The organism is Arthrobacter sp. 001422645 (genome assembly GCF_059816125.1).
The window spans coordinates 1-13,544 of the sequence record NZ_JCBANT010000007.1 but is presented as its reverse complement, the minus strand read 5'-3'; the positions used below and the strand labels follow the sequence as shown (position 1 = coordinate 13,544).

Sequence of the window (13,544 nt, the reverse complement as noted above, 5' to 3'; positions counted from 1 at the left end):
CGGTCGGACCCCGACGCCGGTCAGTGCGCCTTGGGGACGTGGCGCAGTGAAAACCCCGTCCCGACAATGAACAGCGCCACCGATCCGAGCACCATCAGCAGCGGCCCGGTCCAGGAACCGGTGACGCCGTTGACGTAGCCCAGCAGGGTCGGCGCCAGCGCGCCGAAGGAGTAGCCCACACCCTGCACGACGGCGGACATCCGGCCTGCCGAGGCCTGGTCCCGGGCCAGCCGGATGATGGCGATGAAGATCAGCGTGATGCCGCCGCCCTGGGCCACGCCGCCAAACGAGGACCACAGCCACCACAGCTCCGGTGCCAGCAACAGGCCCGCGGGAACGGTCAACCAGAACAGCCCGAGGGTGAGACCGACCGCCGTCGTACTGGCAAAACGGGCCGCGAGCGGAACGCCCAGCCCGCCCACGATGGCCAGGATCTGGAACAGGGAGGACCCGGCCCCGGCCTGTGCGGCTGTCATGCCGAGTTCGTCCGCAAGGATGCTGGGCAGCCAGGCGGTCACACCGTAGTAGGAAAATGCCTGCCCGGCGAAGCCCGCGGTGAGCCCCACCGTGATCCAGCGCGAGGCCCGCCTAACCCCGGGGCGGGCGGGATCCGGTCCCGGGACCGGTTCGGGGCGGAACGCCCGGGGGCCGAAGGCGAGGACCCAGACAACCAGCGCCGCGACGGCGAAAAGTCCGCAGGCGGCCAGGGCCAGCCGCCAGCCGAACAACTCGGCCAGCGGCGCCATCACCATGGCGGTGATGAACGAGCCGATGTTCAGGGCGGCGGTGTAGATGCCCATCGCCGTGCCCTGCCGGGCAGGCGCGAAGTCGCGCCGGATGATCAGCGGTACGGCGATGTTCCCGATCGTGATGGCGACGCCCAGAATCACCGTGCCGAGCATCACGACGGCGCCGTTTCCCGCCGAACGCACCATCACGCCCAGCAGCACGCCCAGCAGCGTGAGCGTTATGGCGACTTCCGCGCCGAGTTTGCGGCCTGCCAGCGAGGCGAGCGGGGAAGCGAGGGCGAAGCAGAGCACCGGGATGCCGGTCAGGAGTCCCAGTTCCACCGGGGAGAACCCAAGTTCCTGCTGCATCAGGCCGACCACCGGCGCCACGGCCACGAACGGGCCGCGCATGTTCAGGGCAATGAGTCCGATGGCGGCCAGCAGGATCCAGCTGCGCGGCACCTTGGCCAGGACGCTGGTGCTCACGGGTGCCGCGGCTCGGCCGGCGGGCAGAAATATGCTTTCATCAGTCCCATTGCTATCACGCGCCCCCGCCGGACCCGCCGATTATGACACCCGCGGGGTTCCCGCCGGCGTCAGCCCGTGGCCTGTAGCGTCTCCTCGATCACCGCGGGCGACAGCACATACTGCGTCACCATCTGGCCGGCGCCCCGAATGGCGGTCTGGTCCCCCGCCATGGACAGGCCGATCCGCAGATGGGTGGTGGCCAGCGGCAGTGAGCGCCGCTAGACCACCGCCTCCGGTGTCGACGCTCCAGCCCAGTTACCCAGCGCCGGACCCGGCATCCACCACAAAGTACCGCGCCATTCCGCAGGGTCGGTGCGGCGCGGCCGGCAGTATCTGGGCGGGTGCCTCGCGACGCCGTCGGGAGGCCACCGGTTTCGGCGCGTGGCACGCGGTTCTTGAAAGCAGCCGCAACAACGCTTCACGAAGCGAGGACGGCCTAGCTGCCGGACTAAGGTTTTGGCATGACCCACGCAATCCGGACGGCAACCGCGGACGACGCCGGCGGGCTGGCTGCGCTGGCGGCCGTCACCTTTCCGCTGGCCTGCCCGCCCAGTTCGACGGCTGCGGACATCGCGGCCCATGTGGCGGCCACCCTCAGCGAGGACAACTTCCGTGCCTACCTGTCGGATCCGCAGATCACCGTCCTGGTGATCGACGTCGACGGCGACCTCCGCGGCTACAGCCTCTTGGTGGCCCGGCCCGCCCGGGACCCGGACGTGGCCTCCGCCCTGACCATCCTGCCATCGACCGAACTCAGCAAGTGCTACGTCCATCCGGACCATCACGGGCTCGGCGCCGCGGCCGAACTGATGCACGCCAGTGTCGCCGCGGCCGCAGCGGCCGGCGCCCGCGGGCTGTGGCTCGGTGTGAACGAACAGAACGCCCGTGCCATCCGCTTCTACGAAAAGTCCGGATTCCGGAGGGTCGGAACCAAATCCTTCACGCTCGGCAGCTCGGTGGAACACGACTTCGTGATGGAGCGCCCGGTCACGCCGTGACCAAGCCGACAGTCCCGCCGGGAATGCGGCCGGCCGCCGCAGGGTTGTGGCGAGCATGAAGATTGAGATCTGGTCCGACGTGGCCTGCCCCTGGTGCTACATCGGCAAACGCCGCTTTGAGACCGCCCTCGCGGCCTTCCCGCACCGGGAGTCCGTGGAGGTGCAGTGGCGCAGCTACCAGCTGGACCCGTCGCTGCCGGAGCACTACGACGGCACGGAACTGGACTACCTGAGCACGCGCAAGGGGATGGCCCCGGCCCAGGTCGCCGGAATGTTCGCGCACGTGGCGGAGCAGGCCAAGGGCGAGGGCCTCAACTACCGCTTCGACGACGTTGTGGTGGCCAACAGCTTCACCGCCCACCGGCTGATCCACCTTGCCGCCGCACACGGACGGCAGGACGACGCAAAGGAACGCCTGCTCAGCGACCACTTCGAGCACGGCCGGGACATCGGCAGCCGGGAGTACCTGACGTCGCTGGGTACGGACCTTGGGATTGGCACCGTCGAACTGGACGAACTTTTCACCACCGACAAGTACGCCGACGACGTCCGGCTGGACTTTGAGGAGGGCCGCGCCCTCGGGATCAGCGGCGTCCCGTTCTTCGTGATTGACCGTAAGTTCGGGCTCTCCGGCGCCCAGCCGGCCGAGACATTTGCCGCGGCCCTCGAGCAGGCCTGGCAGGAAAGCCAGCCGCTGGTCATGGTGGGAGCGGCAGACAGCGGCGAAGCCGTTTCAACATCTGCCGCCACCGGCGAGGCCTGCGGTCCGGACGGCTGCGCCAGCTGAGTCCCGCCGGCGTCGAAGTCGCCGGACTCGTCCGGGGTCGCCGGAAGTTCCCGGCGACTGGGCAGGTTTCCGGCGACCCCGGACCCCATGCCGCCGCCAGAAGCCGCTTTTGCTGACAGATAGCGCTAAAGTGTCTGTATGCCCAGGATTTCGGCCGCGAGCAACGCCGCCCAACGCGCCGAGACCCAGCACCGCATCCTGACTGCGTTCGGCGAACTCCTCTTCACCCATGGTCTTCCCGGGCTGACCATGACCGACGTCGCACGCCACGCCCGGATCGGACGGACCGCCGTGTACAACTACTACGCGGACATCGAAGAGCTCCTGATCGCCTACGCGCTGGACGAGACCGAGCGGTTCCTGGTGGACCTGCGCGAATCCCTGGATTCGCTGGACAACCCGGTGGACCGGCTGGCCCTCTACGTCCGCGCCCAGGTCGAGGACCTCAGCAGGCGGCACCTGCCACCGGGTCCCGCGATGGGCGCTGTGCTCTCACCGGCGTCGTTCGCGAAACTGGCGGACCACGTCGGGGAGCTCAGCGTGCTCCTGCAGGGCATTCTGCGCGACGGCATCGCGCAGGGCTACCTGCCGGAGGCGGATATCACCCAGCTCGCGCAACTCATCCACGGCACACTGTCCTCCAGCGCGGCCCGCGGCGACGGTGCCGGCCAGGACTCCGGGGCAGAGGCCCGGCTGGGCCGCACCGTGCGGTTCGTCCAGCTCGGCGCCGGGGCGCGTTTCGACGACGCCGGCCGTCCCGTCCGCGTGAACCCCTAGGCTCCCGCTACGTCCGCACTGCCCGCCGGGCGCGGCGTCCGCGCTAAGCGTCCGTACTAGCGCGCTGTCGGCGCCACCGTCGGAGTCACCGGCCACGCCGATTCATCCACGATCCGCCGTTCCTCGCGCGGGCAGCTGAGTTGCCCCGGCGTCTGGTCGACCAGCTCCGGTTTCGCGAGTCCCTGGAAGTCTCCGGTGAGGACGACGTCCACGCTCGGGTCCGTCCGGCCGTCCTGGAAATAGTCCGAGCCGGGCAGATTGCGCTGCACACTGAACGCCGCAGACTGTCCCGCGGCGCCCGAAACGATCAGCGCCACGCCGCGGTAGCCCGACGTCGTATTGGCCACGGCCCCGACCTTGAATTTGCGGGCGGCGAACTCGCCGGCCACGGACCGGGCGAGGCCGGGCCGGGAGGTGGAGTTGAAAACGTTGAGATTGATTTTCTCCGGCGGCGTGTAGTCGTAGATTGCCTCCGGGCAGACGGACGCGGCTGCCTGGCTGCGCCCCGCCGTCGGGATCTTGATCTGGCCGTTCATGATGGCCAGTGCAACCACAATCGCCGCGGCGACCAGTCCCACGAGCAGCACCAGGACGACGCCATGCAGGATGCGACGTCGCGTCCTGCCGGGATGTTCCGGCAGTCCGTCATCGTCGACGAAGGTGGCGCGCAAATCCGAGCCGGAGATGACGTGGTGCCCATGCAGGACGGTGACGTCCTTCGGCCCTCTAGCCATTTATCACCAGGACGCGCGCGTGAATCGCCGTGCGCTGATGCAACGCCGTCCGGACGGCACGGTGCAGGCCGTCCTCCAGGTACAGGACACCCCGGTACTCCACAACGTGCGGGAACAGGTCGCCGAAGAACGTTGAGTCCTCCGCCAGCAAAGCCTCGAGGTCCAGCGTGCGCTTGGTGGTCACCAGCTCGTCCAGCCGGACCGGCCGCGGCGGCAAGGCCGCCCAGTCCTTGGGCGTGTTGTAACCATGGTCGGGGTACGGGCGTCCCTCGCCCACGGCTTTGAATATCACCATGCCAGCCTAAGGAACTTGGACTGCCAAGGGAATCCAGACTCCCCGGCGGCGGGAGGTTGTAGCCAAACGGTAACCATTTGTCACAGGGTGCGCCCCGGGTTGTCATGGCCAAGACCGCGCCTGCGGCGCAGTCCACAGCGCATGCAAAGATGCCCGCCGGCTGGGAGAATGGTGCCATGACAACTCCCGAGACCCCAGCTTCCCTCTCGCCGTCGGCTCCCCCGCTGGCACTGCTGCTCGACGTCGACGGTCCCGTGGCGAGTCCGGTCACCCGCGCGGTCCAGCCGGAGATCATTGCGGACCTGCTGGCACTGGCCGCGGCGGGGATCCCGGTCATCTTCAACACAGGCCGTTCGGCTGCCTTCATCCGCGAACAGGTCATGGAGCCGATGATCGCCGCCGGGATGCCCGCCAGCATCCTCATCCACGCCATCTGCGAGAAAGGCGCCGTCTGGTTCAGCTACACCTCCACCGGGCCCGGAGCCGTCCACGTCGATCACGATCTGGCCATCCCGAGCGCCTTCGGCGACGACGTCCGCCGGCTGGTCGCCGAGGACTACGCCAGCCACATGTTTTTCGACGAAACCAAACTGGCGATGGTCTCCGTGGAGCAGCACATCTCGGTCGAGAACTCCGACTACCGGGCCGAACAGCAGCTGTTCGACGCCGATGCCATGGACCTGATGGGCCGGCACGGCCTCGGGGTGGTGCGGCTGGACCACCATGCCCCCGATTCCGATGACCGGATCGACTACCGGGTGGATCCCACCATCATCTCCACCGACATCGAGTCGGTCCGGCTCGGCAAGGACCTCGGCGCGAGCCGCGCCGTGGAGCTCCTGGCGGCCCAAGGCATCACCCCGCAGGCCTGGCGCACGGTGGGTGATTCCCGCACCGACTACGCCATGGCCGACTGGCTGCACCACAACGACCACCCGGTGAAACACGTCGACGTCCGGCCCGCCGACGGCGTCCCCGTAAAGCCGTACGAGGTACTCACCGCGGCGGACCTGGGGCTGGGTGATGATGTCATCCACGACGACGCAGGCGCCGCCTTCCTGCGCAGCTGGCGCAAGGCCCTGCTGGGCTGAACCAACGGCGTGGAATCCGCGGAAATTTCGGGCGATTTTGGGGCGGGCGTTATTATGCAGGTAGGCACACATTCGCGCAAACATTCACGGAGAACCGACATTACAGAATCATTGGTCCAGGACGAGATCTATTACGGCAGCCAGGCATCGGTCGACGCCCACGAAGAGGTCACCTCAGCGGCGGCCGTCGCGAGGTTCCGGACCCGCGAGGACGTTGTGCGCCGGCGGGGCCGGTACGGGCTGGTCAATGAGAACCGTACGCCGTACCAGGCCATGGTCGAGGACCTGATGTTCATCCGCTCGGTGCTGGACGGCGCCGGCCTCGACTACCTCTTGGTCCGTGGCAACAACCACCGTCCGGTCATTGCCGTGGACTGGAAGGACCGCAAGGAACTCCGTGACGCCCTGGTGGCGGCCTGCCACGACGAGCCGTTCTACTCCATGAGCGTCGACGCCAAGAAAAAGTCCGCAGTGCTCGTGGCCGACGGGGAGCTCTCTCCCAACCGGCAGGCGCGGATCTTCCGTCTCTACCGTCCGCGGGTGGAGCCGGAGGGCGGCTTCGAATTCGGTGCCTCGGCCGGGGTGCAGCTGGAACTGTGGAGTTTCGACGGCGACCAGCTGATCCTCCCGATCGAAAACTCGCTGACCCGCCGGACGCTGCTGGCCCAAGACGCCGTCCGCGGCACGGTGGAGCGGTACGGCCACACCTGGCCCACCATTGAGAACATGTTCGCCGACCACGCCAGCGACATCAGCTTCGACGTGGATCTTGTGTTCTCCTGGGTGGACGGCAGCTCCCCGGAATACATCGCGGCCCGGCGGGCACGGATGGCCGGCGTCGTGGTGGGTGAGGGCGACGACCACGAAGCCCGTTTCCGCCAGATCGACGAACTCAAGTACGCGCTGCGCTCGGTGTACATGTTCGCGCCCTGGATCCGCCGGATCTTCATTGCCACGGACTCTCCCGCACCCGCCTGGCTGGCGGATCATCCGGGAGTGACGATTGTCCGCAGCGAGGAATTCTTCGCCGACCCCTCCGTGCTGCCCACCCACAACTCGCAGGCCGTGGAGTGCCAGCTCCACCACATCGAGGGCTTGTCCGAGCACTTCCTGTATTCGAACGACGACATGTTCTTCGGCCGCGCCGTTGGACCGGACATGTTCTTTACGCCTGGCGGCATCACGAAGTTCATCGAGGCGGAGACCCGCATTGGCCTCGGGGACAACGACGCGGAGCGCAGCGGTTTCGAGAATGCCGCCCGGGTGAACCGGAAACTGCTCTGGGACCGTTTCGGCCGGATCACCACCCGGCACCTGGAACACACGGCTGCGCCGCTGCGCCGCAGTGTCGTGGCCACGATGGAGCAAGAGTTCCCGGCGGAGTTCGCCAAGACAGCAGCCAGCACCTTCCGCGCGGCCGACAACATCTCGGTGACCAATTCCTTCTACCACTACTACGCGCTGCTGACGGGCCGGGCCGTCACCCAGACGGCGGCCAAGGTACGGTATGTGGACACCACGGCGAGGGCAGGGCTCAACTACCTGCCCAAGCTGCTCGCCAAGCGGAACATGGACTTCTTCTGCCTCAATGACGGCAGTTTCCCCGAGGTCGCGGCCGAAGAACGGGCCGAGCTGGTGACGGACTTCCTGGAGAAGTACTACCCGATCAAGGCGCCCTGGGAAAAGTAGACAGTTCTGCCGGCGGCGGGCCGCTAGTTGCTGGCGGTCAGCCGGCGGTGACCTGGGGTCTTGGCCGGGTCCTCAAGCTTGGCTTTGCTGGGGATGCGGATCCCTGCCGCTGAGATCCGCCGCTGGGCTTCTGCGGCGGAGACGAGCTCGCCGACTGCGGGGGTGTCGCCCAGCAGAACCACAGAGTGCACGATCGTGTGCTCGTAGACATGCACAAGGTTGAACGCCTGGCCGCCGTCGCGTCCGCGGGTCCCGCCCACCGGGACATTGAGGTCCTGCGTGTAGCACGTGGCTGACGCTACGGAGACCGGGATCCCGGCGAAAGTCGCCGTGGTGGAGTAGTGCAGATGGCCGCCCAAAATGGCCCGGACGTCGGAATTGCGCAGCACCCCGGCCAGTGCCGTCTGGTCCCGCAGCTCCACCAGGACGGCGAGGTCCAGGACCGAAGGTACCGGCGGGTGATGCAGTGCCAGAATGGTTCCGTCCGGGGCGGGGGTAGCGAGTTCAGCCGCGAGCCACTCCAGCTGGTCAGGGCTCAGCTCACCGTGGTGGAAACCCGGGACCGAGGTGTCGAGAGTGATGATCCGCAGCCCGTTGATGAAATACGTATGGTCCACGGGGGCGTCGTCGGCGGGCAGGTCGAGGAGTCCGGTGCGGAAATTAGCGCGGTTGTCGTGGTTGCCCATGGCCCAAATGACTTTCGCGCCCAGGGCCTTGCAGGCAGGCTCGACGATGGCCCGCAGTTTCGCGTAGGCCTCGGGTTCACCCCGGTCAGCGAGGTCGCCGGTGAAAATCACGGCTTCGGGACGCGCACCGGACGCCCGCACTTCGTCGAAAAGCTGCTGGAGCAGGGCATCGCTGTCGACTTTGCCGAGCAGCGGTGCGGAACCTCCCAACAGGTGGGGGTCACTCAGATGGAGTAGAAAATGACGTGGCCGGGGGTGCTCGGCCTCCATGAGCTCCATTGCTACCTTCCTGGTTGGGTGAAGGCTGTAGCCTCCAACTTCCCTCTCAGTAATGTCTATCCAACCAGACATCCGGCGAACAATGTGCAAACTCCAGTAGGCATGTTTGAAAAAAGGGCAACAACGGGTAATCCGGCGGACACATACTTGCTCCGGTATGTGTCCGCCGGAACCCACTTACTCAGGTACCCGGCGGCTAGCTCAGGTAGCCGTTCGGGTTCAGCACGTACTTCGTTGCGGCGCCGGCGTCGAACTCCGCGTAGCCCTTGGGCGCGTCCTCCAGCGTGATTGCCTTCGCGTTGACGTTCTTGGCGATGTGGACCTTGTCATGCAGGATCGCCATCATCAGCTGGCGGTTGTATTTCATCACCGGACACTGGCCGGTGGTGAAGCTCAGCGATTTGGCCCAGCCGGTGCCGAGGCTGAGGCTGAGGGCACCCTTCTTGGCGGCCTCGTCCACGCCGCCCGGATCCCCCGTGACGTAGAGTCCCGGGATGCCCAAGGCACCGCCGGCGGCTGTGATCTCCATCAGCGAGTTGAGCACGGTTGCCGGCGCTTCCTTCGCATCGTGGCCGTGACCCCTTGCTTCGAAGCCGACCGCATCGACGCCGCAGTCGACTTCGGGGACACCCAGGAGCTGTTCGATCTGCTCGGCCGGGCCACCCTGGGTCAGGTCCACGGTTTCACAGCCGAAGCTTCGGGCCTGCGCCAGCCGGTCCGCGTTCAAGTCCCCGACAATCACGACGGCGGCCCCCAGCAACTGCGCGCTGGTCGCTGCGGCGAGTCCGACCGGGCCGGCTCCTGCGACGTAGACCGTGGAGCCTACTCCCACCCCGGCAGAGACGGCACCATGGAAGCCGGTGGGGAAGATATCTGACAGCATTGTCAGATCCATCATCTTCTCGAGGGCCTGGTCCTTGTCCGGGAACTTCAGGAGATTCCAGTCCGCGTAAGGCACGAGGACGTAGTTCGCCTGGCCGCCGACCCAGCCACCCATGTCGACGTAGCCATAGGCGCTGCCCGGGCGGTCAGGGTTGACGTTGAGGCAGATGCCGGTTTTGCGTTCCTTGCAGTTGCGGCAGCGGCCGCAGGCGATGTTGAAGGGGACCGAGCAGATGTCCCCCACCTTGATGAATTCCACGTCCGGCCCGACTTCCACCACTTCGCCCGTGATTTCGTGGCCGAGCACCAGGTCCGAGGGTGCTGTAGTGCGGCCGCGGACCATGTGCTGGTCGGACCCGCAAATGTTCGTGGCAACGGTTTTGAGGATTACGCCATGGCGCACCGAACGGCCCACGTTGGCGGGGTTGACCCCCGGACCGTCTTTGAGTTCGAAGGTGGGGTAGTCAATGTCGATAAGTTCGACCTTGCCCGGGCCCTTGTAGGCAACGGCTTTGTTCCCTGTCATCACTTTCCTCCTGCTTTCACGGACCCTCGCTAGGAGCGTCCAGTTGTGATTCACGAAGCGTGCTGATGTACCGTCCCCAGGCACCCGGCGGCAGATCCGCCAGCGCGCTGACGCACGTCGGCGCCATGGAAGTACCCGGATTTTTGGAAGGTCCGGCCAGTCTAGGCGGTAAGCATGCTTAGGGATAGGGGCCGTTGTCCCCTTGTGGTCTTGGGAGCCGGCTCTCAGCTGAGAGCCGACTGCACCGCTTCAATGACCTCCGGTGAGTCCGGCTCCACCGTAGGGGCGAAACGGGCAACTACCTCGCCGTCGCGGTTCACCAGGAACTTCTCGAAGTTCCATTTCACGAGTCCGGGCAAGACACCGTTCTTGAACTTCGTGAGCTCGGCGTAGAGCGGATGCTGCTTCTTGCCGCGGACATGGGATTTGGCGGTGAGCGGGAAGGTCACGCCGAAGTTCCGCTCGCAGAATTCGACAATCTCGGAGTCGGCAGCCGGCTCCTGGCCCGCGAACTGGTTGCAGGGGACGCCGAGGACCTGGAAGCCCTGATCGCGGAACTTGTCGTGCAGGGCCTGGAGGCCTGGATACTGCGGCGTGAAACCGCACTGCGACGCCACGTTCACCACCAGTACCACCTCCCCCTTAAAGCGGCCGAAGCTGGTGTCCGTGCCGTCGATCAGGGTGATCGGAATGTTATGGAGAGCTGTCATGGGTGCGTTCCTCGCGAAGTCGGTGGTGAAGGTCGTGTCCGGCGTGCGCTCCGGAATAGGTCACAACAGTCATTCGATACCACAACGCGCGGGTATGGGTTTGTATGCCTGCTACGGTCCGGGCGACAACGACGGAGCCGCCGTTGAGTCGCTGGTCGCCGTTGGTTCACCGGTCGTCGACGCTTCACTGGTCGGTGTGGCCGCGGGCGTGGCCGGTGCCGAAGTAAGCTCCGGGGCCGGCACGGGCGCCGGATCCCCGGTGGGCTCCAACGAGGTCGGCGCCGGTTCCACGATCGTGGGGAGCGCCGGCGCGGTCGGCACCGTCGGGGTCGGCGTCGGGGTCGGAGTAGGAGTCGGCGTCGGGGTCGGCGTCGGCGTCGGCGTCGGGGTCGGCGTCGGGGTCGGCGGCGGGGTCGGCGTCGGGGTTGGCGTGGCGGAGCCGGGCTCCGAGGGAGACGGGGTGCCGCTCGGCGGCTGGGAGCCCCCCGGGGTGGCGGTTCCGCCAGGCGTCGAAGTGCCCGGCCGCGGCTTCGTCGGCGACGGCTCCTCCGGAGTCGGGGTGGCCGTGGCGGAGGGCAGTTTCGGCAGCGCGGATATGGGCAACTCCTGGGCGCCGCCGGTGACTTCATGCGTCTTGTCGTCGGACACCGGGACGGCCCAGCCGAGTGCCGCGTTGGAGGGCTTGTCGGCGTCGGGCGCGTAGCTGGTCATGGCGATGGTGCCCAGGCGGTCCGTCTGCTTGATCGGAAGAAGCGTCCAGTCATGAGGGTTCTTGTGGGAGCCGTTAAGGATGGTCTCAAAATGCAGGTGGCAACCGGTGGAGGATCCGGTGGTTCCCACCCGGGCAATGACCTCGCCGACCCGCACCGAGTCGCCCTTCTTGACGGCGATCGCCTCAAGATGGTTGTAGGTGGTGATCAGCCCGTTGCCGTGGTCTATTTCCACGCGGTTGCCGCCGCCCCAGGGGTGCCAACCGACTGCCCGCACCACACCGGCGTCGGCCGCATAGACACGGGTGCCGCAGGCCGCGGCGTAGTCCTGCCCCCAATGGAATTCGCCCGCCGACCCGGTGATGGGGCTGGTCCGCAGCCCGAAGGGAGAGGACTCCCGAAGGGATTCGAGGGGCGCCATCAGGAAGCCTTCCGCCGGCCGCTTCAGCCCGGAAGATGCCACATTGAGCTCACCCGGGACTCCGCTCTTGGACGCCGTCTCGACCTGGGAGCGCGTGTACGCCACCAGCGCCAGGGCGTCCGCGGTGACAGCTGACGACGCCGGGGCCTCACCGCCATTACCGGAAGCAGCGCTGGCGGCTGCGCCGGCGGTGCCTGGGTCCAAAACGCCGGGCCCCACAACACCGGAGGCCAGAGACGGAGATGGCGTCACAGCTGAGCCCGCGCCGGACAGCCCCTGGACCCCGAAGGTCAGGACCGCCAGGGACAGGCAGAAGCCGCCGGATATACAGCGCACGGCGGTGATCCGTGCCCTGACTGCCTGCTCACTCGATGAGTTTCCCCAATGTTTTCCCACGATGTGACTCCTGCATCCTGTCCGCCAGTCCCCGATTTCACGGACTCAACGTTCTTATGGGACCACAATCGGGTGGCACTGGGAACCGTAAAAGCTACCCCTTTCAAACTCAAGTGGCAGCCCAGTAGTACTGGGACGCGGGGCAAGTACTGTGACTTCAGCGATGAGCGAGAATGGACTATGCGCAACCTCCTCAGGGAATGGCAGGCCGAACTCAAACAGACGTTTACCGGAACCCGGGACGCCGTGCCGGAGTGGGTGCCGCGGCTGGCAGAGGGGGACGATCCCGGCTACCACCTGCCCGGCTCCGCGGTCTGGGCAGTCCATGGGGACATGCCGACAATAGTCGCGGGAATCCGGGCCCTGCTGATGCAGGCGCTCCATCCCGGTGCGCTGGCCGGGGTCCACGACCACTCCCGGTTCCGCGAGGATCCCCTGGGCCGGCTGGCGGGAACCATCCGCTGGATTTTCACTGTTTCTTACGGTTCAACTGCCGCGGCCCGCGCAGCCTCCGACTGGGTGTTGCGGCTGCACGAATCGGTGCGCGGGGACTATGTGGACGGGCACGGTGTCGCCCAGACCTATGCGGCGAATGACCCGGAGCTGCTCCGCTGGGTGCACATCGCCTTCACCGACGCGTTTCTCTCCGCTCACAAGATCTGGGGCAGGCCCATCCCTGGCGGTCCCGACGCCTACGTCCGCGAATGGGCGCAGGCAGGCGAACTGATGGGGGTGGTATCCCCGCCGCTCAGCGAGGAGGAAATGCGCCGGCAGCTGGACCACTGGTACGACGCCGGCGAGCTGCGTTCCGACGAAAAGGTCGCCGAGACGGTCGCATTCATCCGCGATCCGCCGCTCCATCCCGTGCTCAGACCGGGCTACCGGATTTTGTTCGCGGCGGCCGTAACCAGCCTCGAACCCAAATACCGCGAACTGCTGGGCCTCCGAACAGCGCGGCTCGGCCCGATCCCCCTGCCCGTGCGGCTGGCCACCAGGGTGACACTCGGCGTCGTCCATCTTACCTTGGGCCGGATGGGGCCCAGCGAGCAGGCCGCCCGGGCCCGGCTTCGCAGGCTCGGCTACCCCGGGACGCAAAAAGGCCCCGGTCCAAAGGACCGGGGCCAACCGCGGAGAATGGGGGATTTGAACCCCCGAGGGCGTTAACCCAACACGCGTTCCAGGCGTGCGCCATAGGCCGCTAGGCGAATTCTCCAGTAGCTTCTGAATCAAAAGCAGATACTAGAATACCTGAACTTCCCGGCATCGCCCAATTGGCCCCTCCGGCCCCCGCCCCACGGGACATGCCC

At 66.8% G+C, this 13,544-nt stretch carries 13 protein-coding genes, 1 tRNA gene and 1 pseudogene; 6 read left to right on the top strand and 9 right to left on the bottom strand.

What is annotated here, in order from left to right; translation table 11 throughout:
• Window positions 1-20 precede the first annotated feature (20 nt).
• Window positions 21-1,214 carry an MFS transporter gene (locus AC6EUH_RS09130; RefSeq protein WP_056427580.1) on the bottom strand — a complete coding sequence of 398 codons (1,194 nt, stop codon included), beginning with the start codon at window positions 1,212-1,214 and terminating at the stop codon, window positions 21-23.
• A gap of 110 nt (window positions 1,215-1,324) precedes the next feature.
• A pseudogene (locus tag AC6EUH_RS09125) lies at window positions 1,325-1,474 on the bottom strand (sugar kinase); the annotation flags it as partial.
• A 243-nt stretch (window positions 1,475-1,717) separates the two neighbouring features.
• Here AC6EUH_RS09125 and AC6EUH_RS09120 point away from each other — a divergent pair.
• From AC6EUH_RS09120 to AC6EUH_RS09110, 3 genes are all read left to right on the top strand, one after another.
• Entirely contained in the window at window positions 1,718-2,254 is a 537-nt protein-coding gene (locus AC6EUH_RS09120; protein WP_499738424.1) for a GNAT family N-acetyltransferase, read from the top strand.
• 55 nt (window positions 2,255-2,309) lie between these two features.
• Complete coding sequence (locus AC6EUH_RS09115; protein WP_056427587.1) at window positions 2,310-3,041, top strand: DsbA family oxidoreductase; 732 nt, start codon at window positions 2,310-2,312, stop codon at window positions 3,039-3,041.
• Window positions 3,042-3,179: 138 nt separating this feature from the next.
• Window positions 3,180-3,818: a TetR/AcrR family transcriptional regulator gene (locus AC6EUH_RS09110; protein WP_499738423.1), complete on the top strand. Its 639-nt coding sequence runs from the start codon at window positions 3,180-3,182 to the stop codon at window positions 3,816-3,818.
• Between the two features lie 56 nt (window positions 3,819-3,874).
• On the opposite strand, the gene AC6EUH_RS09105 is transcribed toward AC6EUH_RS09110, so the two are convergent.
• Window positions 3,875-4,552, bottom strand: a complete 678-nt coding sequence (locus AC6EUH_RS09105) for a LytR C-terminal domain-containing protein (protein WP_056427593.1) — start codon at window positions 4,550-4,552, stop codon at window positions 3,875-3,877.
• On the bottom strand, window positions 4,545-4,844 hold the full coding sequence (locus AC6EUH_RS09100) for a type II toxin-antitoxin system VapB family antitoxin (protein ID WP_120954228.1): 300 nt from the start codon (window positions 4,842-4,844) through the stop codon (window positions 4,545-4,547). Before AC6EUH_RS09100 ends, AC6EUH_RS09105 begins: the two co-directional genes overlap by 8 nt.
• A 179-nt stretch (window positions 4,845-5,023) precedes the next feature.
• Between AC6EUH_RS09100 and AC6EUH_RS09095 the strand changes: the two genes are divergently transcribed.
• Window positions 5,024-5,938, top strand: coding sequence for a hypothetical protein (locus AC6EUH_RS09095; protein WP_056427600.1), 915 nt, complete (start codon window positions 5,024-5,026; stop codon window positions 5,936-5,938).
• A 54-nt stretch (window positions 5,939-5,992) separates the two neighbouring features.
• The gene (locus AC6EUH_RS09090) at window positions 5,993-7,627 is read left to right on the top strand and encodes a stealth family protein (protein WP_056427602.1); all 1,635 of its coding nucleotides are present in this window, start codon (window positions 5,993-5,995) and stop codon (window positions 7,625-7,627) included.
• A gap of 23 nt (window positions 7,628-7,650) precedes the next feature.
• Here the strand turns inward: AC6EUH_RS09090 and AC6EUH_RS09085 are convergent, their stop codons facing one another.
• The 4 genes from AC6EUH_RS09085 to AC6EUH_RS09070 form a co-directional block, all read right to left on the bottom strand.
• Window positions 7,651-8,592 carry a phosphodiesterase gene (locus tag AC6EUH_RS09085; RefSeq protein ID WP_499738422.1) on the bottom strand — a complete coding sequence of 314 codons (942 nt, stop codon included), beginning with the start codon at window positions 8,590-8,592 and terminating at the stop codon, window positions 7,651-7,653.
• Window positions 8,593-8,788: 196 nt separating this feature from the next.
• Window positions 8,789-10,000, bottom strand: coding sequence for a formaldehyde dehydrogenase, glutathione-independent (gene fdhA, locus AC6EUH_RS09080; protein WP_056427608.1), 1,212 nt, complete (start codon window positions 9,998-10,000; stop codon window positions 8,789-8,791).
• A 224-nt stretch (window positions 10,001-10,224) separates the two neighbouring features.
• On the bottom strand, window positions 10,225-10,710 hold the full coding sequence (locus AC6EUH_RS09075) for a glutathione peroxidase (protein ID WP_499738421.1): 486 nt from the start codon (window positions 10,708-10,710) through the stop codon (window positions 10,225-10,227).
• A gap of 111 nt (window positions 10,711-10,821) precedes the next feature.
• On the bottom strand, window positions 10,822-12,237 hold the full coding sequence (locus tag AC6EUH_RS09070) for a M23 family metallopeptidase (protein WP_499738420.1): 1,416 nt from the start codon (window positions 12,235-12,237) through the stop codon (window positions 10,822-10,824).
• Between the two features lie 180 nt (window positions 12,238-12,417).
• On the opposite strand from AC6EUH_RS09070, the gene AC6EUH_RS09065 reads away from it, so the two are divergent.
• Window positions 12,418-13,401, top strand: a complete 984-nt coding sequence (locus AC6EUH_RS09065) for an oxygenase MpaB family protein (protein WP_499738419.1) — start codon at window positions 12,418-12,420, stop codon at window positions 13,399-13,401.
• Here AC6EUH_RS09065 and AC6EUH_RS09060 read toward each other — a convergent pair.
• A tRNA-Ser gene (locus AC6EUH_RS09060) sits at window positions 13,366-13,450 on the bottom strand. The genes AC6EUH_RS09065 and AC6EUH_RS09060 overlap by 36 nt on opposite strands.
• Window positions 13,451-13,544 lie beyond the last annotated feature (94 nt).

Coding starts and splice junctions, on each gene's coding strand:
- AC6EUH_RS09120 (WP_499738424.1), top strand. CDS start 1,718: ATGACCCACGCAATCCGGACGGCAACCGCGGACGACGCCGGCGGGCTG.
- AC6EUH_RS09115 (WP_056427587.1), top strand. CDS start 2,310: ATGAAGATTGAGATCTGGTCCGACGTGGCCTGCCCCTGGTGCTACATC.
- AC6EUH_RS09110 (WP_499738423.1), top strand. CDS start 3,180: ATGCCCAGGATTTCGGCCGCGAGCAACGCCGCCCAACGCGCCGAGACC.
- AC6EUH_RS09105 (WP_056427593.1), bottom strand. CDS start 4,552: ATGGCTAGAGGGCCGAAGGACGTCACCGTCCTGCATGGGCACCACGTC.
- AC6EUH_RS09095 (WP_056427600.1), top strand. CDS start 5,024: ATGACAACTCCCGAGACCCCAGCTTCCCTCTCGCCGTCGGCTCCCCCG.
- AC6EUH_RS09090 (WP_056427602.1), top strand. CDS start 5,993: ATGCAGGTAGGCACACATTCGCGCAAACATTCACGGAGAACCGACATT.
- AC6EUH_RS09085 (WP_499738422.1), bottom strand. CDS start 8,592: ATGGAGCTCATGGAGGCCGAGCACCCCCGGCCACGTCATTTTCTACTC.
- fdhA (WP_056427608.1), bottom strand. CDS start 10,000: ATGACAGGGAACAAAGCCGTTGCCTACAAGGGCCCGGGCAAGGTCGAA.
- AC6EUH_RS09075 (WP_499738421.1), bottom strand. CDS start 10,710: ATGACAGCTCTCCATAACATTCCGATCACCCTGATCGACGGCACGGAC.
- AC6EUH_RS09065 (WP_499738419.1), top strand. CDS start 12,418: ATGCGCAACCTCCTCAGGGAATGGCAGGCCGAACTCAAACAGACGTTT.